Raw genomic sequence first — 26,088 nt, forward strand, 5'->3', positions numbered from 1 at the left:
ATATTTTCTAATATGCTTTCTGCCGATCCGGAAGTTGAAGTTTGGGCTATCCCAGCTAAAACTGGGGGGAGTCGTGCTTTTTGTGATCGAATGAATTCGTGGGCACGATCGCAAGGGCAACCTGGGCTTGCTTATATTTTTTGGCGGTTGGATGGCAATGCTTTAGTGGGATCGGGTCCCGTTGCCAAACACCTCAATTCAGAGCGTACGGAGGCTATTCGTGCATGTCTGGATATGCAAGATGGAGATGCAAGTTTTTTTATTGCGGGGAAGCCTTCGCAATTTTATAAATTTGCTGGTGATGCACGCAATCATGTCGCTCAAGAATTAGGACTTATAAGTACTGATCGTTTTGAATTGTGTTGGATTACGGATTTTCCTTTTTATGAGTGGAACGAAGAAGAAAAGAAGCTGGATTTTGCTCATAATCCGTTTTCTATGGCGCAGGGAGGAATGAAAGCATTTGAAGGAAAAGATTTGTTGTCTTTACGGGCATTTCAGTATGATCTGGTATGTAATGGATTTGAGATTGCTTCTGGTGGGATTCGCAACCATAGACCTGATTTAATGATTAAAGCTTTTGCCAATGTTGGTATAAGTGAAGAAGTCGTCAAGAATCGTTTTATGGGATTGTACCGTGCATTTCAATGCGGAATGCCCCCGCATGGAGGTATAGCTGCGGGTATTGATCGAATAGTCATGATTATTTTGGGTGCCAAGAATTTGCGAGAAGTTTCGTTATTCCCAATGAATCAAAGTTTCTGTGACCTTCTTATGGGGGCTCCATCTCAGGCGTCTCCGGCACAGCTTCGAGAGCTAAGATTGCGGATAGTAGAGGATCCTAAAAAATAAAATCTTAATGAAATTCAAGAAATATTGTGTGTGGAAGCTTTTTGCTTTGACGCTAGGCTAAAGATTCATCGTTTCATAGGAATAAAGATCCCCTCTATCTATTCAATCAATTCAAAATATTCTAATGGCATAGAAAGATATTGGTAGTAAAAACAAGGGAAATGTTTTCATTTTTTGTTTCTCTCTTGCTCTTATTCCTATAAAACAGGAAATCTTATCCTCCAAAAACGATAATTCTACCTTTAAAAGCCCTATAAATACATCAAAACCATCTATCATCTATTTCTTATATTATCCAAGATGACTAGAGAACGAGTAATAATTGCAAAACTCTCTATAAAAGCTAGATCTGTCAGCATGTTGAGCCCTCTAAATCGAAGGCGGCACCTAGATTGAAAGCAATGCCATCAAGTCTTCTAAAGAAGAATGATCTGCCTCTTTCTTTGTTGATTTGAATTTTTAGCCTTCGTTTGACATTGCTGATATTGAAGCGGTTTCTGTAGGGATTTTTCAAATTTAGGAGTTTGATTCCATAAATCGGAAAGATAGAAAATAGATGTCAAAGAGAGCATTCCGATTATCTGAAGACTTTCCCCTCCTCTTATAATAAAAAATCTCAGTAAAGAATGGCTTGGATTAGCCTCAATAGGCTATACAAAGGCTACATAGGATATAGGCTATGAAACCGGCTATCCAAAGAAAGGGAAAAAGGCGAAAATATCTCTCTTTTATTCAGAAGTATTGATCTCTGAAGCAGGTGCCACAATTGTAGCTATAGTAATGTCATGCTGTGATACAGGAGATGCATCTTTTGGGAGAGATACGTTTGCAATATGGATGCTGTCACCAATCTTAAGACCAGCAAGATCAACGGGAATTGATTCGGGAATTTGATTCGCCGGGCAATATAAGGCAATTTCATGGCGGACGACATTGAGAATGCCTCCCTGTTTTATTCCGGGAGATTTGTTTTCATTTAAAAAACTAACTGGAATTTGCACTGATATTTTCGAATCATCAGATATATGCAAGAAATCAACGTGGATAACAGTATCGCTAACGGGATCAAGTTGATAATCTTTAGGTAAAGCACGAATCTTTTCTTTGCCAAGATCAAGCGTCAAGACGGTCGTCATAAAGCCGCCACTATGCAGTCTCTTTGTAACCTCTTTTGTAGACAATGCAATTGATTTAGGGGTGGGTATTTCTTCCCCGTAAATCACAGCAGGAATTTTGTTCTCTCTACGCAGCAAGCGGGAAGAACTTTTGCCCACTTGTTCACGAACTGTCGCACTAAGCTCGCAATGTCTATCGTCCATAGATCTTTATTTCCTCTATATTACTCGAAAAATACCTTAATATGATCGCAAGAACACTATGAAATCAGAAAAATCGATACTTTTCTATTCTCACTACGTTAAAGACTATCCAAACACACGGATAGCCTTATAATACGACGCTTTTTTAAAAGCAATGCCCAGCATTGCCTTCTTTTAACAAAAATCAACCTCCATATTCTTTTCCATTGAAAAGAAGTCCAAGAGAAAAATAGAACAAAGAACAATAAAATCCAAATAAATCAAAAAATCAATCAGGGCACATAGAAAAACAGTGTGACGATTCTTAATTGATTCCAAAGTTCGCAGATCAAAAACGAAACACCTTATACCTGAACAATGCTTCGTAAAGACCAAAAAAGCAGATAGAGAGATGCTTTCAAGGATTTGCTCGACTAAGCGGCTCTTTCTTCTTGGTTCTCGGCTATTGCTTTTCTCGATTTAGATTTTTCTGGCTTAGACAAATTAACCTCAATAAGATTGATGGCTTCTGGCTCAGAAATGCTGTTTACAGCGGCAATTTCTCGTACCATGCGATTGAGTGCAGATTCATAAAGCTGCCGTTCAGAATAGGATTTTTCAGGCTGGCTATCTGTGCGATGCAAATCACGCACAACCTCCGCAATAGAAATGAGATCACCAGAATTAATCTTGGCATCATATTCTTGTGCTCGACGAGACCACATAGTGCGCTTCACGCGCGCTTTGCCACGTACAAGCTCTAGAGCACGCTCAACAAAATGCGCTTCTGAAAGTTTTCTCATTCCAATATCAATTGCTTTTCCTACGGGAACTTTAAGGCACATCTTGTCTTTATCGAATGCAATTACAAAGAACTCAAGCTTCATACCTGCAACTTCTTGTTCTTTTATTGCAGTGATAGTACCAACACCATGAGTTGGGTAAACAATAGATTCCCCTGCTTCGAATCCTTGACGCATCGCAGGCTTCTTCTGTTGGTTCGACATTAGAACTCCCTCTCTATATATAACATCAAACAAGAATCAATACGTAGTAAAACGCTATAAACCTAATTAAGAAAATCTCGCTCAAAATGTTCGAAAATACACTAGAATTGAAACCGTCAACGCTATAGATGCGACGAATCATTGTTCCACTAAAGCGCAAAATCTCCGATCAATCGATCTTAAGAGATTTTACGATCATATACCATAAAATATATGCTAATCAAGAATTAACTTCCCTAGATATACAAGATAATGTAAAAATAGTTAATTTATAGATTTCTTAATACTAATTATCCGCCTTTTCCGGGATGAGGAGAGAAGTATTTCTCGTATTTCCCTTCGGCCCCGTCCATTTTAGATGCGCTAAGGAGGCTATCGTGTTTGGTTGTAATATTAGGCCATTTAGTCGCATATTCCGAATTTATTTTTAGCCATAAGTCCAATCCTGTCTCTGTATCAGGTTTAATTGCGTCAACAGGACACTCAGGTTCGCATACCCCACAGTCGATGCACTCATCTGGGTTAATGACCAAAAAATTTTCTCCTTCATAGAAACAATCAACAGGACAGACTTCAACGCAATCTGTATGTTTGCATAGGATGCAATTTTCGGTTACTACATATGTCATAGCTCGCCTTTATATAAAATCGACGTTCAAGGATGAAAATACTTCATATTTGACGCCTATGCAATACATAGTCATTAAAAATCATTTGAAAGCAAAAGCATAACCATCTAGATTAGTGAAAATTCATTTGCTGCTTTTCGATTATTTAGCTGATCATTATGTGATAGAGAATTTTCGAAAAAATCTTTAGAGTTATAAGGTGATTGTTTGGAAAAGGGAGGATTTTTTTCTTTGGAGAGATATTTGCAAGCTTTAAAGTGAGAGCAAAGGCCTTTTGAATTTTTAAACAAATCTTTTCTAGGCTAGGATGTTTTTGTTCTTCGACAATATTCGAAGAATTCAAGATATTGTATTTTTGATTTTAAAGTAAATTTCACACTTTGTGAAGCAGAATATATGAGCAAATAAAGGGGCGGATTCATTGCAGAAAAATTAAGTTGTATTTATACATATGCATGTCCCTGCATTGCGAGGAGTACGGTACTACGGTAGGACAGAGACTTTTCCTTTAAATGAGCAATGGGATGGTCGTTTGATATATTGATTTTTTTATTTTAGGCATCTGTTCTTTCTTTGTTGTGTTTCTGGAAGATTTGCCTCATTTTCTTTTAAAAGGTTTCCTATGAATATTTCTGATCTACTGGATGATTTGAATGATAAGAAACAAGAAGTCGTAGTGCTCATCGCAGAGCAGCAATTCTTTGGTGCTTATCGGATGTGCTGGAAACAGCAAAGCTAGGATGTTGGTGCATCGTATTAAATGGCTCTCGTGTGTGTGCGTTGTGTCTTTTAGTGACATAGATTATAGTTCGGTTTGATGTTTTTTGGTTGGATATATGATTTTTATTCATGGGTTGGCTTGGCCACTCTGATCGCCCTGGAGCTTGTCCTAGGCATAGACAACCTCGTGTTTATTACCCTTCTCGTAGAGAAACTGCCTCTTGTTCAGAGAGGCAAGGCTCTTTCCTTTGGTCTTGCCTTTGCTATGGTGGTCCGGATTGCTTTGCTAGCTTCCTTGTCTTCTTGGATGGTTATGCTAAAGCAGCCCTTTTTATTTCTGTGCGGATTTTGGTTTTCTGGACGTGATGTTATCCTGATTGTCGGAGGGCTCTTTCTTTTATTTAAGGGCACTGTGGAATTGCATGAGCGGCTGGAAGGAGATGGGTGTGATCAAAAACATAAATTTTCTAGCCATATACCGTGGCAAATAATTGTTCTACAGATCGTTGTTCTGGATGTTATATTTTCTCTAGATAGCATAGTTACTGCCATTGGTATGGTACAGGATTTTACGGTAATGGTTATAGCTGTGGTTGTGGCTGTGATTATGATGATGGCTGTTTCTAAGCCAATAATAAACTATACTTCACGGCATCCAACTGTTGTGATACTTTGTCTTGGTTTTTTGCTGATGATAGGTTTTTTTCTCATTATTGAAGGGCTGGGATTTTATGTTCCTAAAGGATATCTATACGCTTCCATTGTTTTTTCCGGTATTATTGAGTGTTTTAATCAAGTAGCAAGACGCAATCGTGATCAACTTATTTCTCCTTCGCGTTTGAGAGCTCGCACTGCAGACGCCGTTCTGCGTTTATTAGGAGGGAAACCTATACAGCAAGGGCTCCATATAAAGTCTGATGATGTTCGTGTACCTCCACAAAGTGAGAAGCAGATCATTTCAGATGAGGAAAAAGATATGGTGCAAAGTGTTTTAACTCTTGCTGATCGTCCTGCAAAATCAATTATGACACCTCGAACGGAAATTGTATGGCTCAATATAGAAGATATTGCCGTGGATTTGCAGTGGAAAATTCTGGAATTAGGGCATTCCCAATTTCCCGTTGCCCAAGGCAATCTGGATAATTTCATCGGCGTGGTTTCTGCGCGTGACGTATTGCGTGATCTTTGTGAAAATGGACAAATAGATTTAGAAAAATCCATTAAAAAACCTTTGGTTGTCCATGAAAATATTAGTGCCCTGAGATTAATGGAACGTTTGCGCACATCTTCGCAGAAATTTGTTATGATTTTAGATGAATATGGTATTTTAGAAGGGATTGTTACGCCTGTTGATATTCTTGAGGCTATTGCAGGAGATTTCCCTGATGAAGCTGACGATAAACTGGATATTAAGACGGGTGAAGATGGTTCTTTGACTATTGATGGTTGGATTGATGTGCGTTATGCATCGAAGTTATTAGGAGTCAATTTGGTAGACGAAGATGATTGTTATTCTACCTTGGCAGGTTTTATTCTCTGGAGACTGGGACATTTTCCTAAAGCAGGGGAAGTCTTTGTAGAAATGGATCTCAAGTTTGAAATCATGCGACTTGAAGGTAATAATATTGATCGCGTAAAAGTCAGTAGGATACAAGTTTAATGCAGGCAGATAAAGATTGCAGCTTTAGAAATATCCTCTTTTTTCCTGTGTCGCTAATTTTAGATTAGAGGATCAAAAAGGTATTCCTTTTAGTATCTTCTTAATCTAAGATATTGTTTTAAAATGATTTTAATAGCTTGGGGGTTTTAAAGGATTGTAATGAGTGAGATAGAAAAATCAGACAAAGTTCTTATTATTGATTTTGGAAGTCAATTCACTCAGCTTATTGCGCGACGTGTACGTGAGAACAAGGTTTATTGTGAAATTGTTGCATTTAAAAATGCATTGTCTTTTTTTAGAAAATCAAAGCCCAAAGCTATCATTTTTTCAGGAAGTCCAGCTTCATCATTGGACGATAATAGTTCGACCATTCCTCAGGAGATTTTTGAATCAGGAGTGCCTTTGTTGGGAATTTGTTATGGACAACAAGTTATGTGTGCATCTCTTGGAGGAGAAATTAAAAAATCCAAAAATCGTGAATTTGGTCGTGCATCTATTGAGATAAAAAAGGACTGTTCGTTGCTCAAGGATCTTTGGATTAAAGGTTCTTATCAAAAAGTTTGGATGAGTCATGGTGATCAAGTTGTGCGCATTCCAGAAGGTTTTGATGTAATTGCATCTTCAGAAAACACTCCCTTTGCTTTTATCGCTGATGAGAAGAGAAAATATTATGCGGTTCAATTCCATCCTGAAGTAATTCATACGATTGGGGGCGATCGGTTAATAGCAAACTTTATACACGAGGTTGCAGGTATTCCTGGTAATTGGATTATGTCTTCTTGCCACAAAGAGATTGTATCTTCTATCAAAAAGAAAGTAGGAGATAAAAGGGTTGTTTGTGCGCTATCAGGAGGGGTTGATTCTTCTGTGGCTGCATTTCTTATCTATAAAGCGATAGGTAAAAATCTTACCTGTGTCCTGGTTGATCATGGACTCATGCGCAAGAATGAAGTTATTGATATTATAGGTTTATTTAGAAAATATCCAGATTTTCCTTTAGTTGTTGTAGATGCTTCGGATCGTTTCATTGAAAATTTGAAAGGTATTTGTGATCCTGAAACAAAACGGAAGATTATTGGAAAATTATTTATAGAAGTTTTTGAAGAAGAGGCAAAAAAAATTGGTGGGGCTAAATTTCTTGGACAAGGGACCTTATATCCTGATGTCGTTGAGAGTGTTTCTTTTTTTGGTGGTCTTTCATCTGTTATAAAGTCACATCATAATGTTGGAGGTTTGCCTGAACGTATGGATATGCAGCTTGTTGAGCCGTTGCGGGAACTCTTTAAGGATGAAGTGCGTCTTCTTGGTCAAGAAATGGGATTGCCTGAAAATTTTATTAGGCGTCATCCATTTCCAGGTCCAGGACTTGCTATCCGTTGTCTTGGAGGTATTACGGAGGAAAGGCTTAGAATTTTACGTGAAGCTGATGCTATTTATCTTGATGAGATTCACAAGGCAGGTCTTTATAATGTGATTTGGCAAGCATTTGCTGTTTTGTTGCCTGTTCAGACGGTTGGAGTTATGGGTGATGAACGCACATATGAAAATGTTTGTGCTTTGCGGGCTGTAACCTCTGTGGATGGCATGACAGCAGATTTTTATCATTATGACATGAGCTTTTTAAGTCAGGTTTCTACACGAATAGTCAATGAAGTAAAAGGGATTAATCGAGTTGTATACGATATAACTTCTAAACCTCCTGCAACAATTGAGTGGGAATGATGTCGCATATAGAACTATGAATTGATCACTCATAGGCATAAAAGCGAGCATACGACTTTATAATTGTAGTATTTTTCATTATTAATATGGTTTTTTTAAAGTTGGTAGGGCAACTAGGCACTAATTTTCCTATGGCATAGTATAGGATTCTGATACTGCATGGAGGATTTCATGGTCCGTGAAATATTTACAGTATTATCTTAGATGAATATGACACATAAAATATTTATGTGCTTCCTCAAAATATCCATTCTATTTTTAAAAAAATTTATTGAGGTTTTTTCATATCCTAAACGCATGATGAAAAAGCATAAAAGGAAATAGCGGGGGCTTATAAAATCCCCGTTTTTTCTTGTTGATATTAGAGGTGATTTTTAATGAATAAAGCTCAAAAATCATTTATTACGATTCTGCGATTCTAATATCATTTATGTGAGATGAGAATGTTCTCAAATTCAGATGTTTTCCTTTTCCAGCCATACTTTGCTTGGAAAAAAGGGACTTTCTTCAATAAAACGAGAAGAAAACGGTGGATTATATAAGACAATGATTAGATTTGAAAAGGTATTGAGAAACGGTTTATTTAGTTTTTATTGATAGATCAAAAAGAAAAAAGGGATCAGATATAAAAACATAACACATGGTTGATGATTTGAATGAGAATCTCCATGGAGAGGTTCATATCCATGATATATTTTTGATCTTTTTAAGTATCATACTGCTTGTTGAGAGGGGAAAATAATTTCCACCAAGGTTCCTTTCTCTGGTGTTGAAGAAACAGAAAAACTTCCCATATTGGCATCAACCATCGCTTTGGTCAGAGGCAAGCCTAGACCTGTTCCTCCTCTTTCGTGTTCTCTTTCAGGATTAGGGACTTGACCAAAGGGTTTCATAGCTTTTTCTAACTCACAGGATGTCATTCCAACACCTGTATCTCGGACGCGTAGAATGACGCCTTTACTATTTTTATAGGCGGTAGAAATGACAATCTGCCCACCTGAAGGTGTAAAATGAATTGCGTTAGATAATATATTCAGGGCTATTTGTTTTATAGAGCGCAAATCAGCAAATATTTGAGGAATTTTATTGGAAAAAGAGGTGCGCACAAGGACACGCTTTTCATTGGCATAGAGTTTAATTAACGATATTGCTTCAATAATCGTTTCATTTAACGATATTGGTTCAAAACGCAAATTCATTTTACCAGCCTCAATTTTTGATATATCAAGCAGATCGTTGACAATATCAAGGATATGGTTTCCGGATTGATCTATATAGCTAGCATATTCTATGTAACGTGGATTTCCCACGGGACCAAATTGTTGATTTTTAATGACTTCAGAAAAGCCAATAATGGCGTTAAGCGGTGTACGAATTTCATGGCTAACACGTGCCAGAAAATCACTTTTATGGGTATTTTCTTTTTCTGCTTTTTTCCACTGAGAAATATTGCGCGCTATGAGGCAATAACAGGCGGAAAAGGGTAGTTTTTTTATGGTGATGTGCAGAGAAAGAGTGTCTCCCTGTGCCGTGCAACCAACGACCACTTTCTTTATTGAATCGTTTATATCAAGGGAAGAAAGTTCTACAAGACAATCGCTCATGATTTTTTGATGTTCATCAATGAAAAATATCGTAAAGGATTTTCCCTGTATATCTTTTTCATTATGACCGAATAACGTATTGAAGGAGTGATTTGTGGACAGAACTTTTCCATCGCATTTCAGAATGGCTATGCCATCAGTGGCAATTTCTAAAATCGAACACAATTGCATGACCTCAATTTCAAGTTTATGAGGATTGCTTTCCTTCTTGTTTCTTTTTTCAAAAATGGGAATTTCTTTAAAGTGTTTTGCTTCGTTTTTAAAAGGAATAAAAGTTATGGCAAGTGCATTTTCTTTTTCCCATCGAATAGAATGCAAATGAGCTGATACAGCAATATCCGTACCATCTGAACGATATAAAGTAATAGCACCTACAGGTCTTTCGTCGGTTGATAATTTTTGCGAATCTAATAACGTCGACAGTCCTCCGATCTCTTCAATTTTTTTAATATTTTTATAACCTGTGAGAAGGAAAAAAGCAGGATTTGCATAAAGCAAGCCACTATTTGAATGCATCAAAAGAAAAGCGGTGGGGTGTTTGTCAAGACTTGCTGGGTTTAGATCTTTCCCTTTACCAAAATATGGAAACAATGAATGATTGCAATGCAGTGAATCCCTGTAATGTTCGGACTTTCCTTTTTGAAGGATAGAGGTTTTTCGTTCAGGAGATATATCTTGTGCATATTGATTTAGGTTGATGGTATGGAAGTTCTCGTGTGGAGACAAGAGGTCATTTTCACCTTTTAGAAATGGATCTTTTGGATCTGATTTTATAGTATCTCCATCAGTCAGGTTCTGTTCAAAAAGAAGAGTGGTTTTGTTCTTGATATTCAGTTTATCTAGAAAGGATAAGCTTTGATTCTCCGGATTTTTTTGATCTCGGATGAGATAAGAATCTGTTGTATTTAAATGTGAGGTATGATCTTCCTCACAGAGGAAATTTTTTCTAGCCCAGAAGGTTTCTGTAAAATATTTATTGCTGTTTTCTATATCTGCAAAACTTTCTTGAGCTGGTAGTTCAACAAGAGAAAGATTGTCTTTTCTTTCGTGAAAGGCGGAAAATTTCGCATCCAATGTCATGCCTAGTTTAAGCGGATCACTTGAAAATTCACCGACGCGAATAATGCCAAATCCCTTAAACCCATTAAATTCACGATTGCGTGTATATATCGGTAAGGCGGCAAGATCAACTGGCACATGCAAGTCGGTTCCTTCGATGGGCCAATAAGTGGTTTTTCCAGACCAAGTATTACACTGTTTTATGAGTTCAGAAATATGATTCTTGGGATCTAGATTAAGGATATGGTTAATATCACAAAACCGTATTCCAGCGATTTTAAGGGCATATGGTCCAACAGTTTTGGATAGATCTTCTGATATTTCCTGTAGATATCCTTGAGAATTTATTCCCCAAGTAAATCTCACTATACGGGATTGCGGGTTAAAAACAAATCCATTTTCCATTCCTGATTTTTCTTCGGAAGATTTTTTTGATTGATGTATTGCTTTCATATTAGAAGACACATCATCAGGCATAGAGGATAAAGATAACTTTGAAAATGGCACGGTCTTTCCTGGATTCTTTTCTGGAGTTGAAGGTATAGATCTATCCAATTTTTCTGTAATAGAAACAGGTGATGTTTTAAAATGTTGGATATCAAAAGCATCTTTTTCTTGAGTGGGGGATGATTCATTCTTGGCATTTATACAACTATCTACCAGGACATCTTTAGATTCTAAAGGAATGGTATCAATGCTCATTTTTAAACTTTCGATATGAGATCTAGCATAATTTGGAAATTGTTTTTGTTTTGGCATGTCTACGACACGATATTGTGTTTTTGTTTTTTGCTGAGGTATCCATGTAAATTATAGTCTTTTGAGCGATAATTAGAATGTATATCCCGGGATTATTGTTTAAATATCCGGGTTCTTCTGGGGAATAAATCTGCTTTGTAAAAACAGAGATTTTAACGAGTTTATTGGTCTTTTCTTTAACATTGGTTACCATTTCAAGAGCCGTATTGATATTGATGCTAATATCTACAAAGTAGGGAGATAATTTTATTGTTTTTCTTGTATCATCAAAGATTTCCAAATGGATGCTCGGATTATAAAATCCTGAAAAAAATGTGTTGCGTTTGAGGAATTACCGGAAAATATTTTGTATGAATAGGAATAATTAGGAGAATAAGATTTTCTTTCCCACTGATGTTAATTGATTCGATCAAGGATTCAAAGACGCTACTTTTGGATTCGGAAGAGATTTGTAACATAAAATAAGTTTTATTCCTTGTTTTTTTATTAGCGTTTGCATCGTTGGCTGTAGTTATTTAAGATACGTTCTTGTGAGGTTTGCTCCCTTATTGATGAATTCTGGTATGGAAAAATATCCCAATCGATTTATAGAAATCCCATTAATCCGAAAGACTTTCTTTGCATTGTTTGAAAAACCACTATCGCTTTCCTTTGTATGAAATATTTCCGTATACATGGGCGCATGGCTATATCTATAAAGGGATTGCATTGTAGGCATTTTATATCCAACACGTTCTGGGTTAAAACAGGTGTTGACGCTAGTCCAACACCTGTCTAAGAATACCGAATAGGTGGATAATCTGGAAGTATTAATCTGGAGTCATTAACGTTAATCTGTCATTAAGGTTAATGCGATTTTTGAGAAATTTGGGATCTTGTATTGGTTTTGATCCCATATTAGACTTTGGGGTGATTTTTTTAGGGAATAAGCAATCTTTGAAAGAGGCGTATGGGGGATAGAGTTCATATTAGAAAGTTCTGGATTTGTGTTTTGGATTATGTGTTATTGTAAAGAAATATGCGGTTGTAGCTCAGTTGGTTAGAGCGCAGGTTTGTGGCACCTGAGGTCGGTGGTTCGAATCCACCCAACCGTACCACAAAGTCACAAGAAAGAGTGAGTGTATTTTTAGAACCATTGTTGTATTGGATTTTGAGAAAGCATATTCATTCCCTTTTTTCTTAAATTCCCCCTATTGTATTCTTTGGGAAATTCTTTTTCTACACATATGGTTGCTTTTGACATCTGTTTTTTCAGCTATTGAAGGAGAAGGAAAGTGCTTCGTCACATTGTTTTTTTTACGGTTTCACCAGAAAATTATGAAGACGTTTGTTCTGGACTTTCCGATCTGATAGGTATTCCACATGTCCGCTTGCTAGAAATTGGGAAGAATCTTCGCATTGATTCGTGGAGTCAGGAAATAGATTTAGTCGTTTACGGAGAATTTGATGATCAAGAATCTCTGGATTCCTTTAAGAAACATCCGTTGTATCAAAGTGCCGTTTCTAAAGTTGTGAATTTGCGTAAATTACGTTTTGCAGTTGATTATGATACTGACAGCGTGGTTAAATCTCCTCGTTAGGAATTCTTCTGAGTTTATAAGTACCAGCCAGCATCTCATTATAGAAGTATTGTAGTTGGATGATTAGGAGGGATATGGACAACCTATTTCCAATAGGGAAGTAAATTGATATTTCAGATTTTTTCGATTTTTTATTAATGGAATAGGGGATAGCAAGGTGGCGGATCCATTCCGATATCTCATGGTGTGAGTTATGGCGATGTCATCATTTCCATTATGATGTCTTACTTTATTCCTGGATCATAAAAACTAAAGGGATATCAGTCGTTCATGCCATGAAATGCTTGCTGCTACGGTTACACCCGTGTTGCAACTGAAATTAGGATTGTCAGTGAGATTTATTTCTGAACATCTCATGTGGATAATGTGTGTTGAAAGTGTCTTTGGAAAAGTAGTCTTGATTTTATAGAATAGGTTAGATGAGACTAGGAACGGTATTTTCAAAATGAATTATTCTTTCTGGAATTAAGAAATATCTTTTCAAGTTATATGATTAATGAGATCCTGTCGTTGTAAAAGTGATGTTTTGCGTTGATTTTAATCAGCGATCTCTATCATGAGATTAGCGACGTGAAGAGATATTTTTGGATTTTTTTTGGCAAGAAATATTAGAACCATCAGGATTCTTCGCTTTTCGTTAAAATAAGAATCCCATTCTTCTTGGTCTTTATAGCGGCTATGTTATCTGGAAGATTGGAATTGAGACTCGACCCCATCCCAAAAGAGTGATGCTATGTCATTGCCACCTTGTTTGCGGATTTCACGTATGCAAGTTGGTGAAGTAACGTTGATTTCTGTTATATAATTTCCGATTACATCAATGCCTGTAAAAAATAAACCACGTTCACGTAGGCTTGGACCAATACGTTGGCAAATAGTTTTCTCTGAATCAGTTAATTCTGCCAGCTCGGCTTTGCCTCCAGCGTGGATATTGGAACGATTATCTCCTTCGTAAGGGATTCGATTGAGGGCACCGACAGGTTTTCCATCTAATAGGAGAATACGTTTATCGCCTTCGCGCACTTGGGGTAAATAGGCTTGTGCGATAAGGGGCTCTGCATTTGTTTTAAGGAGAGTCTCTATGAGAGAGAAAAGATTGCGATCATTTTTCGTGATGCGGAAAACACCGGTACCACCGTTTCCATATAAAGGTTTAAGAATGATATCTTTGATTTCTATATGGAAGTCAGTTATTTGATTGAAATCTCGTGAAATCAAGGTTGGGGGCATTAGATCGGAGAATTTTGTAACAAAAATCTTCTCGGGAGAATTTCGCACCCAGAAAGGATTATTGATTACTAGTGTTTTAGGATGGATCTTTTCTAAAAGGTGGGTGGCAGTAATATAATTCATGTTGAACGGTGGATCTTGACGCATGAGGATTACATCCATTTGGGAAAGATCAATTATTTTTCCTTCTCCAAGAGAATAATAGTTTTCTTGGGAATCGCGCAAAGATATCGGTTCCACGCAAGCGCTAACTTTCTGGTCACGCATGTATAGTTTGTCCGGGGTATAATGGAACTGTTGATATCCTCTATTTTGTGCTTCTAAGGCTAGTGCAAACGTTGAATCTCCTGCCGTATTAATGGTGGAGATATGATCCATTTGGATTGCTATATTTCTAATCTTCATTGTTTATAGATTCTGGTTTAGGTTTCATTGCTTGATATAAAAAGTTATGAGGAAAGACATAGAATAATTTCTTTTAACAAGTACCAACAACGTATTTTGGGGAATCTTTTAGCTCTTCTTGCAGTTCGGAATCTTGCATAAAAGATTTCATCATTCGCAATATATTTTGGAATCCCACAGGGAATTTTATCATACGATAGTCCAACCCATCCCTGATATGTCTACGATAAAGATAAGAGAACATATTTGCTAGCATTTGTTGTTTGATAATCGAGATAAATCTTAGGATAGTTTTTCATTATTAGCATATTTTTAGATAGATACAATGACTTTCCTCTATTTGATTTTCGCACAAGCTTGCACAAATATTTGTTTTCTTAAGTAGGATTCTATTGTGCCTTCAGCGGGAAAAAAGTGGCTATTATAGATCAATCATTACAGTTTTTCAGGAGTGTAGCGTCTTTAGGGCGTACTCGCTTGATAGTTTTTTCTTCGGTAATTGCTATTTCAATCGGATTGCTCTTGGTTGCAAGGTTTTTTGTGAGCATACCCGCATATGAAAGTCTTTACGTTAAGCTTGAAGCATCCGATGTTAGTAGGATATCAATGGTTTTATCAGAAGCCAATATAGACTTTCGAATTGGTGATAATGGATCCAGTATTTTGGTTCCATCTAATTGGGTGAGTAAGGCGCGTCTTCATCTTGCTGCTCAGGGATTGCCTAATAATTCCAATAATTCTGGTTACGAATTATTCGATAAAGTTAATTCTTTCGGTCTCACCTCATTCATGCAGGAAATAACACGAGTGCGTGCTCTGGAAGGGGAGATTGCTCGTACTATTCAAGCTATTTCCGGAATTTTGGCTGCACGTGTACATATTGTGATGCCTGATACAGGGAGTTTTCGACGAATTGGTATGAAGCCGACAGCTTCAGTAATGATTCGATCCTCAGCTGCTTCTATTCATAAATCTGCTGAATCTATTCGTTATCTTGTTGCTGCTGCTGTTCCTGGTCTTGATATCGGCAATGTAATTGTTCTTGATTCTACAGGGAGATTATTGGCTGCAGGTGATGATATAGATAAAAATATACTCGGAAAATCACTAGGAATAGTACAGGCTGTTCAGCATGAAATAGAAATGAACATAGATAAGGCGTTGGTGCCATTTCTTGGAGCAAATAATTTCCAATCTGCGGTGGTTGCTGAGTTGAATACAGATACTCAGCAAATCAAAGAAACAGTCTATGATCCTCATTCTCGAGTAGAACGTTCTGTTCATCGTACTAAGGATATTCAAAGATCTGAAAGTCGTCAGCAAGATTCCACTGTCACGGTTGAGCAAAATATTCCAAATTCTTCTGAGAGAACATCCTCATTGCCTCATTCTAGTGAAAACTCTGATAAAAAAGAGGAACAAAGAAACTATGAAATTAATACAAAAAGTGTTTCTACAATTCATAATAATTATAAATTAGAACGTTTATCCATTGCGGTTGTGATTAATAAAGGGCGACTTATCGAGATGTTTGGTGCGCCAATGGAGAAAGAACAATTTGACACCTATCTTTCTGAAATAAGCCGAATTGTATCTGCTGCTGCTGGCATTAATTCCGTGCGTGGGGATACTATAACGATAACGTCTATGGATTTTTTGGAGGATCAACTTTCGAATTCAAACGCCTTGCAGGGGGGAATCGTGGATGTTATATCGCGCAATTTTTCGATGATTATCAACGTTGTCGCTTTTTTGGTGGTCGTGGTCTTTATGTTTTTATTTGGCATATATGCGTTACGTAGCTTTAATAAGATTGAAGTTGCAAAAAACAATCTGCCTCAAGGAGACCAATCTCTTGGTTTGTTATCGATTCCTAATACCGAAGATTTTTTGCCGGAAGGTGGTGCTCAATCGGATTCTGATGATCTAAGAGTGCTCGCGTATAACAAAAGTTTTAAGTCTAGTGTGAATAATTATATGAACAATAATCCTAACCGTCGTCTTTTGAATATGATTGAAATCAACGAGGAGCGTTTTGCTAATATCTTACGCAAATGGGCTGGATCTGAAAAAGATAATGGCGATGTGAAGAACATTAGTCAGCAGCCATTGTAAGATATTGTTTTATAATGATACAATAATGATTATTTAATGCCATAACTATTTTAACTCTTTAATAAAGCATTGAAAGGTTGTACTATATTGATTGTAACTTGATCAGTTTAGGTTTTTATATGTATATATATGTTTTTTTTGAGTAGGTTTACTGTTTTTTTAAAGCTAACCAAGTTCTTTTTTTCATATTTTGGGACTTATTGCGAATTTTAATGCTTTTTCCTTAAGTGTGTCGATAATTTTTTCTCGTTATGAAACACCATGAATTCATATTATTAAAATGAAATGGATAGTCAAAAAGTATTTTTTTATTTGATACTAAGCAACATACCTTGGAGGGTAAATTGCAAAATGATTTTTGAAATGCAACAAGTGAATATTGGTTTAAGCAGAGAAGATGAAAAACGAACATCAGCCTTAGATCGTCTTCCAACACGCAGTGATTTATTGACACGTATGATTGTTTTAGATCGTACCGATTATTCTTGGCGAATGAGAATGCATGCGCTCACTGAATACGTAGGAGCGAGTCATTTTCTATTGGTTCAATGGAATCTTTTTCAAGAGCAGAAATTGGCTTCAGTAGTGAGTTCTGATTGGCCATTTGACTTGGTGAGATGTATGGCATATGGAGAAAAAAACAAGAAGAATAATTCTTCACAGCGTCCAAAAGAGTTGTTCTGTCCTATTTTTAATACCTTTCCAGAAGATGTAGATCTCCCATCTGGTATGGATAAACGTTATTGTTCCCTTGCATTCGACGTTGGTCGTATACGTATCGGATTAATGTTGTTGTTTCCGAGAGGACGTATTATTTTGCAGGATCGGTTATGGGAGATCGGTTTATTAGCTGCGTATCAAGCCAGTATGTTCAAAAATCGTGATATACATTTGGATAATAAAGATTCTGAATTAACTGATCGTGAGATTGAATGTTTAACTTGGATTTCAGAGGGAAAGACCAGCAACGAGATATCAGTCATACTTGGGATATCCCGCAATACGATCAATAACTATATTGCCAGCATTATGCGTAAGACGTCCACAAAAACTCGATCTGGCGCGATAGCTTATGCTATTCGCAATAATATTGTTTGAAGAGCACTATAACAACTAGTTGAAATCATTTCGAGGTAAAAAGTTTGTCCGAGAATACACTGATAGAAAAAGGATCGTTTAGTCGATTAGAACTTTCTGCCAGATTGAGTTCTATACAAAGCAGAATAAGTGCGAGTAATTTTTCTCTATACACGATTAGTCGTGTCCTTGATTTTCCAAGGCGTCAGAAATTTTTTTGTGAATTAGATAATTATGGAGCAGAAGAAAGCAATTTTCCAAATATTTTAATTGAAACATATGGCGATGAATTTCTTTTTCACTTTGATTCCGGGATTTTGCCTATAATATGGGATGGAGCGCAGGAGGGAGCTATGATTGAAACATCAGGGCAATTTTCTTCTAGATTAGAGGGAGGGATTTTGCCGTTTTCAGGGATTGCTTTTCCTGTCCATCTCGGCTTCCAGAAGAACGGATATGTCATATTTACAGCAGAACATCTTAAGCTTGCCAATGAAATTATTATTGAAGTACATGGAGCTTGTTATCAAGCTATTATGGACTTTATAGTTCTCTTTAAAAAGAGCCCTGCGGCGATTAGAAATCTGACAGAACGTGAGATTTCGTGTTTACAGCTGGCAGGAGATGGTTGCACTAGCGAAGAGATTGCTGAAAAATTAGGTTTATCCATTCATACGGTTAATGCATATCTTGGATCAGCCACGGTCAAGCTTGATGCTGTTAATCGTATTCAAGCAATTGCGAAGGCAATGCGTTTTGGGTGTATTTATTGATGAATCGATCATAATCTTTCAACAGAATTTCTTATCGATTCTTAGAATAAATTTTATGTACAAGTTGTGCAACCGCCTTGTAGAAAACTGAAGGTATAGCACTATTAACAGGGACTTGTCTAAATAAGGATCGCGCTAATATAGGTTCTTCGAAAATAGGGATGTTTTTTTTGAATGCAGTTTCTCGAATTTTAAGAGCTATTAGATTTTGTCCCTTGGCTAGCATGATAGGAGCATCGTTTTCTTCTTGTACATATCGCAATGCCAAGGCGTAGTGTGTTGGATTAACTATGACGAGAGTTGCACGTGACGTGGCTTCTATCATTCTGTGTCTCATTTTGGAACGTGCGATAGACCTTTGACGACTTTTAACTAAGGGATTCCCATAGGATTGTTTCATTTCGTCTTTGACTTCTTGCTTCGTCATTTTCAATTTTGAATACCATTGATGATATGTCCATCCTAAATCTGCGACAGTGAGTAAAGCGGTGAAAAGCAAGATGATAATCAATATTTCTTGCACTGCTAGGAAGATTTCGTATAGAGTCCATTGAGGATTAGAGGATATAGATTCAACCATCCTGAAATAATTATCTTGCAAAGATGATTCAATAAGGATGCCAACAATAAATATTTTCAGGAATGATTTTGTGAAGTTAATTAAATTATTTTTGCTGTAGATTCTTTTGATACCCTCTTTGAGTGATATCCTTTTGAGTCTGGGTTTTAGGTTCTCAAGATTAGGGGATGGTATTCTCTGTATTAAATAGGAGCCAACACCAAATATCATAAATAATAGTAGTCCAGGAAGGACTAATTTTGTAGCGCTAAGACCAATATTAATAAGAATAATCAACATGTTAGAAACGGTATTGAGTTTCAATTGTTCATATTTTTCAAAAAAATCACGAAGATCCTGTGCAATTCTTAAAAAACCTGAAGGCACAAAGAATAGCAAATAAATCAAGAAAGCCAGTGTTGAAGCGAATAAGGATACTTCGCGAGAAATAGGGGCATTGCCTTTACGGAGTGCATCCTCAATTTTTTTTGTAGAAGGAGCCTCTGTTTTACTGTCAGAATCATCGTCCTCAGTCATAGAGAACTCCTATGAGAAAAAACCATCGCATGGCACCTATTGATCTCACTTCATTGGATGTGAAAAATTTATTTTTTACTTTAATCTTGAGAATTTCTAATTTCGATTTTATTTTTTTTGGCAAAGGAGATTGCTTCTTGTACGATGGTACGCCGAGCGAGAGCAATTTCACGTGGGATAATGGGAGCGCTGTCAGTAGAAGAAGGATCATTTTCAATGATTCGGCGTTGACGAGTACTAATACAGCCGAGTATTCGCTCTCGAATTTCTGCTGAAGTTCCATGAAGGGCTTTCAAAAGCGTTTCCATTGAGATGCCACTAAATAAAACAGATAAATCACTAGGAGATAATGTCATCAGGTCTTCGAAAAGAAATACTTTAGGACGGACTTTATTAAAGGTTTCCTTGCTGGCAGCTTCTAAGGAAGTAAGGAGCTTATCTACTTGAGGTTTTTCCAGTTCGTTAATGAGATTGGCAACTTTGTCTGATCCAGCGGTATTATAAGAATTTTCTATTTTGGTTAGCATTTTCCCGACACATTTTTCGATGATTTCTTTCATATAAGGGTTGATTTTTTTAAGGTTTACGGTGCGTTTCATAATGTCGACATGTATTTTATTTGGAAATTGCAATAGAATGCGTGCTCCAATAGATGGCGGTATCATGGATAAGATATAAGCCGTAGTTTGAGTATGTTCTTTTAGTAAGAATTCTGCGATAGAGGCAGGATCGGCTTCTTTAAAGCGATCCCAGACAGTTTCTTTTGGCGTATTTGACCTGTTGAGTAATTGGTCTAATTCGTTTTTACCTAAACCTTCTTCTAAAATGCTTTCTATGTTTTTAGCATTTTCCGTTAAGCCAATTCCTTCGATAAACTGATTTTCAAATTCATTGATTATGTCTTCTAACTCTCTGGGTGATATTTCAGGCAATGATTGTGCTGAGGCAACTATTGCTTTTAGTTCGGCATGTGTGAAATACTTTAAAAGTTTTCCGGAAACTTTTTTCTCCATAGCTAAAAGAATGGTGGTGGCTTTGTCTTTTTGTGTCAAAGGGATATGTGAGACTTCTTCACAATAATTTCTAAAAGACATACTATTTTCTTTTTTTATCAAGGTCGGAATATTCCTTTATTATATTGTTTTTGATGATGGAATTTTGAACGAGAAATACATTTTTTTGAAAGGGATGTTTTCTAGCTTGAGTTCAGGATCTCTGTTAACCTGACTCCAAAGTGGGTGTCATCCTCTTCCATAATGGTTATTTCTCCCTTGGCGATCTTTTGGTTGTTTACGGTGATATCAACGGATTCACCGATTCGTCTATCAAGGGTTATGACATCTCCTTTGGATAAATTTACAAGGTGAGAAATTTGCATGCGACACGATCCGAGTATAATTTGAACATTAACGGGAATGTTCATCACCATATGATGATTATCCCCATTTTTTTCGGAGAGATCCTTTGATTGAGGTGAAAATTTTTCACATAGATTTTTGGTGCTAAATTCTTTGTTTCCACAATCGTTTTGCGATGTGGGATCTTTTTCATGGGATTCGTCGATTTGGTCCGTATCAGCAGGAGGAGTATTGGTGTTGTGGAAAGATTCATCAGTATGCATTGTGCTATATTTTCCGATTAAAATTTATAAGATGAAAATCTATTCGTTGCAGAGATAATTTTTAGTGGTTTATCGATCACAGTTGATTATTGATTATATCTTTTATGCGTGCTGTATAATTTCTCCCGATACGACCAAATTCACAGGAGTAGGTTTCTTTCCCGTTGATATTCACAAGGATGCGAGGATTGTCCTTATCTAGAAAAGGGATGATCTGTCCTACTTTGAATTGTAAAATATCTTTAATTGGAATGGATTGTAGGCTTATGCGAGTTTCAATATCTACGTATAGTCGATATGTTTTATCGGTAAGTTGGTCATTGGATTGTTTTAATGAGTTCGGGGATTCTTCGCGTATAGGAGGGGTTGGTAATAGCTTGGTCTTGAGCAAAATTTCTTGGGGGATCATACATGTAAAGAGAAAAACGATCTCTTCTATTGTAATTTCTATATTGATTGCGGTAAAAAAATCATTTGATATGTGAATCGTGTTTTGTCTGAGATGATCAGTATCATAAGGTCCTTCAAGAGAGAATTGGATATCTTGTGGGTCGGATAGGCATTGATTGAGAACAGAAGATATCTTGGTTAAGATTAGCTGTGCTAAATTTATTTCAATAGTTGAAAGGGGTCTGTTTTGGGAGGATGTCTTGGTAATTGCTTGATCTGCACTGAGTAGATGTTCAAGAAGTGTAATAACAAGACTATTACTGCAGCCAATAAATAAACTAGATGACCATCTGCTTGAGGATGCATTATAAAAGATAAAATTCTCCTTGAAGGAGTTGAGAATTTGAGAGAATTTGCCTGACTTGCAGTCGGCATACGATATACTTGCATCTATGCCGAGTTCTCTTTTGAAAGTTGCAGGCAAAAATTCAGCATAAAGATGACCAAAATTTGAAGATATTCTTTCAAGGGTTTTTCGATCTCCAAGTTTGCCGGTAAGGCGGGCAAGCAATATGGGAGGGAAAGGAGAATAATCTCTACCTGTAGATTTTCCACGCATAGTTTTTAAGACGCTTTCTTATCGTGGTTGTACTTTAGAACTTCTTGTTCAATAACTTCTAGAGAAGGTCGTTCAGGAATCGGAAGAGATTTAAGCCCGTATTCGATGGCTATTTGAGGAAGAGAGCCATTCATGTAAGCAATGAGCGTTTTTTTAATGATAAGGTGGAGGCAGTGTTTTTTCAGTCTTGCTGTTTTTATTTGAGAAACAAGAGGATTGCATATGGAATATGATAGTATGATTCCGAACATTGTGCCGGTGAGGGATGCTCCGATTAGAGGTCCTAGGATTTCAGGGGATTGGGCAATATTTGCCATAGCCTTGATAATTCCTAATATAGCGCCTACTATCCCGATAGCAGGGAAAGATTCTCCCATAGCAGAAATCGCATAATAAGGTTTTAATTTTTCTTGTAAGATGGTTTCGATTTCGTCGTCCATTAAAATTTCAATTTCGTGGCTTCGGGCATTTCCAATGATGATTAATCTGATATAATCGCAAATAAATGTTGTTAATTCAATGTTTTCTAGAACTTTTGGTGTGGCGATAAAGAGGGATGAATTCAATGGATCGTCTATATGATTTTCGATCTCATTTCGTTGCCCTTTTTTCAATTTTTGCATTATGGCATATAGAACCTTCAGGATATCGCAGTAAAATTTTTGGTTAGGGACTTTATAGCCAAATATCTCCAATATGGCGACGCCAGAATCCTTAATGATTGTCGTTGGATTTGCCATGATGAATCCTCCAAATCCTGCTCCAGCAATGATTAGAATTTCAAATGGTTGGATAAGGACGCCTAAGTGCCCTCCCATTGAGGCAAATCCCCCAAGAATACAGCCAGTTGTTATAATCAATCCTATGATTGTATTCATGTGATAGTAACTCATCGATTGAGAATATTTTTCGGTTCATGAAAAGTATGGAGTGAGGCTTGTGTGAGGCTATTATGGGTGAATGCATTGTTTTTGAGAGGTAATAGTCTTGCACAAGTCTTAGAATATAGATTTTTAATCAAAGGATTTATAGTGGTTCAAGGAAGGGTATAATGCAGTCAGCTCTCAATGTTGCACTTTCTGCACAGGTAGCCTTGGAAAAAAGGCTGACAACTGTCGCAGATAATATCGCCAATGCGAATAATACGGGTTTTCGGACGATAAAAGTAAAGTTTTCCGAAATGCTTGATTCTATTAAAAATGATCTTGGTCAGAATGTTTCTTTTGTTGCTAAGGGTGACGAATATCTATCTAAGCAAGCGGGATCTTTTACACAAACAGAGAATGTACTTGATTTTGCTCTAGAAGGGGAGGCTTGGTTTGCCCTTGAAAGTCCTCAGGGAATTATTTTAACCCGTGATGGACGTTTTAAGATAGCAGAAAATGGAGAATTAGTCTCGTCAAGTACTGGATATCCACTGCTTGATGTTGGAGGCATGCCAATTCAATTGCATCAAAAAGATGAAGTATTAGAAGTAAGCAATAAGGGGGATGTTTTCCAAAAAAGCAAAAGGGTTGGCATGATAGGTCTTTATTCTGCGGACTTATCAAAGGGTTTTACACGTCGCGAAAATAGCAGTATATCCCCTAAAATTCAGCCAGAACCACTATTAGATCGGAATGATATTATGATTAAGCGGGGTTATCTGGAAAATTCTAATACGAATTCCATGTTTGAAATGATGCAGTTATTTCATTTAACGCGTAAGTTTGAGTCTGTTAATACCCTCATTGAAGATAGCGAAAGATCTTTGCTGGAAGCTGTGAAGAATCTTGCAGGGTAATTAGGCAATTCTGTGGAATAAAACAAACAAAATGATGATAGCTATATATGCAGAATAGGCTCGCAAGATTAGCACAATTAGCTGAGGATTATTTTGATAATTGTGTCGTTCAGGGTGGTTATGTACGAAGCATCATGCCCGGACATTATATAGTAGTAGGTTTATCAAAATGTGTTTGTTTGGGAGATTTTGTCGTTCATCGAGGGAAATATTTTGATAATTTAGGACAGGTAACACGTATTGATTTTGATGCAATTTATGTGTGTCCCATAGGAATAGGCGAAGCCATAAGTTTAGGAGATTTAGTATTTCGCCGGGGCGTATTTCGAATTTCACCCAATAATTCTTGGTGTGGACGCATTGTAAACGCATTAGGTGAGCCTATTGATGACGGTCCTTCTTTAGAAAAAGGTCCTGTTTCCATGGGAATTATTTCGCGAGTTCCTCCGGCTATGACCCGTAAAAGAGTTGAAAAAGGTTGCAAAACGGGGATACGTGTTATTGATATTTTTACGCCACTTTGTCAGGGACAACGTTTAGGTATTTTTGCCGGTTCGGGCATTGGAAAATCAACTTTATTATCAATGTTTGCAAGGTCTGATTTTTGTGACAAGGTTGTGATATCCTTGGTTGGTGAGCGTGGCCGCGAAGTGCGTGAATTTGTAGAAGGTTCTCTCGGTGATAATTTAAAAAAATCAGTTGTAGTAGTGGCAACGAGCGATGAAAGTCCAATTCTTCGCAGGATGGCGCCGCTAACATCTATTACTATTGCAGAGTATTTTTGTTCTCAGGGGGAAAACGTACTACTGATTGTGGATAGTATCACGAGATTTGCACATGCTATACGTGAAATCGCAATGGATTCGGGAGAATTGCCAGTTACACGAGGTTATCCTTCTTCTGTATTTTCCGAATTGCCTCGTCTTTTAGAGCGTGCTGGGACTGGGGAGAAAGACAAAGGTAATATTACAGCGATATTTTCTATTTTAGTAGATGGAGATAATCACAATGATCCGATAGCGGATGCGGCTCGTGGTATTCTTGATGGGCATATTGTTTTGAAAAGGTCATTAGCTGAAGAGGGTCGTTATCCTCCTGTGGATCCTCTTGCTTCCGTTTCTCGACTTGCACGCAAAGTGTGGAGTCCTGATGAAGAAAAACTGGTTTCTTGTTTAAAGCTTCTTATTCATCGATTTGAAGAAACGCGAGATCTTCGGCTTATAGGAGGATATCGTCCTGGAGGGGATGAAGATCTGGATATGGCTGTTCATCAAGTTCCGATTATCTATGATTTTTTGAAACAATCGCCTCAGGATATTCCTCCATCGGACGTTTTTTTAGAAATAGCCACGAAGTTGCAAGCGTAGCAGAGTATTCCCATTGGTTTATGGAGTAATACATGAGTATAGGGAGTATCAGTTAACTTTAGAAACTTCATTAATACCTATCCCATACTAACTTACCGTATAAAGAAGATTGAGAATGGTTCGTAAGTTTAGAAATATTGAGAAGAACCATATCAATAAGGCTCTAAAGCTCTTCTTTTTGAAAAAAGCCCTAGAATTTTTGTTAAAGAAAGTTTTCCGTTTCCATCAAAAACATAAGTAACTTTAGATGGTAGATTATGGTTATCAGAAAAAATTTTTGTAAGCTCCACACAAGATTATATCCGTAACATTCCTATAAAAGTTATGGAGAAATAGTTGTGCAGTCGATTACGTTTTTTGAAGTTGCATCACAGCATGCAAAATGGCTATCCGAACGCCAAAGGGTTGTATCTGAAAATATTGCCAATGCTAGTACCCCGCGGTATCGTGCTAAAGATGTGGATTCTTTCGCAGTTGTTTTAAACAAAAACATCGGTATGGCTCGCACACATCCATCTCATATCGATCGATCAGATTCCAATCAGAATATACGAATTATTGAGTCTCCTCTGGATCAAACAGTAGGGGTTCAGGTGTCAGGAAATACAGTTGGATTAACAAATGAGTTGTATAAATCTGCAGATATCAAGAACTCATATGAGTTGAATGCTCTTTTGGTGAGTAAGTTTAATTCTATGATAATGAGAGTTGCAAAGGGATAA

At 37.0% G+C, this 26,088-nt stretch carries 20 protein-coding genes and 1 tRNA gene; 11 read left to right on the forward strand and 10 right to left on the reverse strand.

Going from position 1 to position 26,088, the window contains the following annotated elements; translation table 11 throughout:
- Positions 1-852: amino acid--tRNA ligase-related protein (locus H0G72_RS00390; RefSeq protein WP_310649465.1), on the forward strand; the 852-nt coding region annotated here is incomplete at its 5' end.
- 728 nt (positions 853-1,580) lie between these two features.
- Here H0G72_RS00390 and H0G72_RS00395 read toward each other — a convergent pair.
- The 3 genes from H0G72_RS00395 to fdxA form a co-directional block, all read right to left on the reverse strand.
- On the reverse strand, positions 1,581-2,171 hold the full coding sequence (locus H0G72_RS00395) for a 50S ribosomal protein L25/general stress protein Ctc (protein WP_182016510.1): 591 nt from the start codon (positions 2,169-2,171) through the stop codon (positions 1,581-1,583).
- Between the two features lie 413 nt (positions 2,172-2,584).
- The gene (locus H0G72_RS00400; protein ID WP_182016512.1) at positions 2,585-3,157 is read right to left on the reverse strand and encodes a CarD family transcriptional regulator; all 573 of its coding nucleotides are present in this window, start codon (positions 3,155-3,157) and stop codon (positions 2,585-2,587) included.
- A gap of 290 nt (positions 3,158-3,447) precedes the next feature.
- Positions 3,448-3,786 carry a ferredoxin FdxA gene (gene fdxA / locus H0G72_RS00405; RefSeq protein ID WP_182016514.1) on the reverse strand — a complete coding sequence of 113 codons (339 nt, stop codon included), beginning with the start codon at positions 3,784-3,786 and terminating at the stop codon, positions 3,448-3,450.
- 817 nt (positions 3,787-4,603) lie between these two features.
- On the opposite strand from fdxA, the gene H0G72_RS00410 reads away from it, so the two are divergent.
- Together H0G72_RS00410 and guaA are read left to right on the forward strand one after the other, a co-directional pair.
- Complete coding sequence (locus tag H0G72_RS00410; protein WP_182016612.1) at positions 4,604-6,166, forward strand: TerC family protein; 1,563 nt, start codon at positions 4,604-4,606, stop codon at positions 6,164-6,166.
- A gap of 159 nt (positions 6,167-6,325) precedes the next feature.
- Positions 6,326-7,888 (forward strand): glutamine-hydrolyzing GMP synthase, encoded by a 1,563-nt coding sequence (guaA, locus tag H0G72_RS00415; protein ID WP_182016516.1) that lies wholly within the window; start codon positions 6,326-6,328, stop codon positions 7,886-7,888.
- A 713-nt stretch (positions 7,889-8,601) separates the two neighbouring features.
- On the opposite strand, the gene H0G72_RS00420 is transcribed toward guaA, so the two are convergent.
- Complete coding sequence (locus H0G72_RS00420; protein WP_259345068.1) at positions 8,602-11,253, reverse strand: PAS domain-containing sensor histidine kinase; 2,652 nt, start codon at positions 11,251-11,253, stop codon at positions 8,602-8,604.
- Between the two features lie 1,077 nt (positions 11,254-12,330).
- Here H0G72_RS00420 and H0G72_RS00425 point away from each other — a divergent pair.
- Both H0G72_RS00425 and H0G72_RS00430 read left to right on the forward strand, forming a co-directional pair.
- Positions 12,331-12,407 (forward strand) — tRNA-His (locus tag H0G72_RS00425).
- Positions 12,408-12,584: 177 nt separating this feature from the next.
- Positions 12,585-12,890, forward strand: a complete 306-nt coding sequence (locus H0G72_RS00430) for a Dabb family protein (RefSeq protein WP_182016518.1) — start codon at positions 12,585-12,587, stop codon at positions 12,888-12,890.
- Positions 12,891-13,571: 681 nt separating this feature from the next.
- Here the strand turns inward: H0G72_RS00430 and gshB are convergent.
- On the reverse strand, positions 13,572-14,525 hold the full coding sequence (gshB, locus tag H0G72_RS00435; protein WP_182016520.1) for a glutathione synthase: 954 nt from the start codon (positions 14,523-14,525) through the stop codon (positions 13,572-13,574).
- A gap of 414 nt (positions 14,526-14,939) precedes the next feature.
- On the opposite strand from gshB, the gene fliF reads away from it, so the two are divergent.
- From fliF to H0G72_RS06185, 3 genes are all read left to right on the forward strand, one after another.
- Entirely contained in the window at positions 14,940-16,640 is a 1,701-nt protein-coding gene (gene fliF, locus H0G72_RS00440) for a flagellar basal-body MS-ring/collar protein FliF (protein ID WP_182016522.1), read from the forward strand.
- Between the two features lie 351 nt (positions 16,641-16,991).
- Positions 16,992-17,738: a transcriptional regulator VisN gene (gene visN, locus H0G72_RS00445; protein ID WP_182016524.1), complete on the forward strand. Its 747-nt coding sequence runs from the start codon at positions 16,992-16,994 to the stop codon at positions 17,736-17,738.
- A 44-nt stretch (positions 17,739-17,782) separates the two neighbouring features.
- Positions 17,783-18,490 (forward strand): helix-turn-helix transcriptional regulator, encoded by a 708-nt coding sequence (locus tag H0G72_RS06185; RefSeq protein WP_182016526.1) that lies wholly within the window; start codon positions 17,783-17,785, stop codon positions 18,488-18,490.
- Positions 18,491-18,521: 31 nt separating this feature from the next.
- On the opposite strand, the gene flhB is transcribed toward H0G72_RS06185, so the two are convergent.
- From flhB to motA, 5 genes are all read right to left on the reverse strand, one after another.
- Positions 18,522-19,586 (reverse strand): flagellar type III secretion system protein FlhB, encoded by a 1,065-nt coding sequence (gene flhB / locus H0G72_RS00455; RefSeq protein ID WP_182016528.1) that lies wholly within the window; start codon positions 19,584-19,586, stop codon positions 18,522-18,524.
- 80 nt (positions 19,587-19,666) lie between these two features.
- A complete protein-coding gene (locus H0G72_RS00460) occupies positions 19,667-20,680 on the reverse strand; it encodes a flagellar motor switch protein FliG (protein WP_182016616.1) in 1,014 nt (337 codons plus the stop codon).
- A gap of 101 nt (positions 20,681-20,781) precedes the next feature.
- The gene (fliN, locus tag H0G72_RS00465; protein ID WP_182016530.1) at positions 20,782-21,207 is read right to left on the reverse strand and encodes a flagellar motor switch protein FliN; all 426 of its coding nucleotides are present in this window, start codon (positions 21,205-21,207) and stop codon (positions 20,782-20,784) included.
- Positions 21,208-21,283: 76 nt separating this feature from the next.
- Complete coding sequence (locus tag H0G72_RS00470) at positions 21,284-22,216, reverse strand: FliM/FliN family flagellar motor switch protein (RefSeq protein WP_182016532.1); 933 nt, start codon at positions 22,214-22,216, stop codon at positions 21,284-21,286.
- A 5-nt stretch (positions 22,217-22,221) separates the two neighbouring features.
- Positions 22,222-23,094 carry a flagellar motor stator protein MotA gene (gene motA, locus H0G72_RS00475; protein ID WP_182016534.1) on the reverse strand — a complete coding sequence of 291 codons (873 nt, stop codon included), beginning with the start codon at positions 23,092-23,094 and terminating at the stop codon, positions 22,222-22,224.
- A 173-nt stretch (positions 23,095-23,267) separates the two neighbouring features.
- Between motA and flgF the strand changes: the two genes are divergently transcribed.
- The 3 genes from flgF to H0G72_RS00490 all read left to right on the forward strand — a co-directional run bounded on the left by flgF (position 23,268) and on the right by H0G72_RS00490 (position 26,088).
- On the forward strand, positions 23,268-23,999 hold the full coding sequence (gene flgF, locus H0G72_RS00480) for a flagellar basal-body rod protein FlgF (protein ID WP_182016536.1): 732 nt from the start codon (positions 23,268-23,270) through the stop codon (positions 23,997-23,999).
- A gap of 47 nt (positions 24,000-24,046) precedes the next feature.
- On the forward strand, positions 24,047-25,366 hold the full coding sequence (locus H0G72_RS00485; protein WP_182016538.1) for a flagellar protein export ATPase FliI: 1,320 nt from the start codon (positions 24,047-24,049) through the stop codon (positions 25,364-25,366).
- A 338-nt stretch (positions 25,367-25,704) separates the two neighbouring features.
- Positions 25,705-26,088 carry a flagellar basal body protein gene (locus H0G72_RS00490; RefSeq protein WP_182016540.1) on the forward strand — a complete coding sequence of 128 codons (384 nt, stop codon included), beginning with the start codon at positions 25,705-25,707 and terminating at the stop codon, positions 26,086-26,088.

Source organism: Candidatus Liberibacter sp. (assembly GCF_014048425.1).
Taxonomy (GTDB): domain Bacteria; phylum Pseudomonadota; class Alphaproteobacteria; order Rhizobiales; family Rhizobiaceae; genus Liberibacter.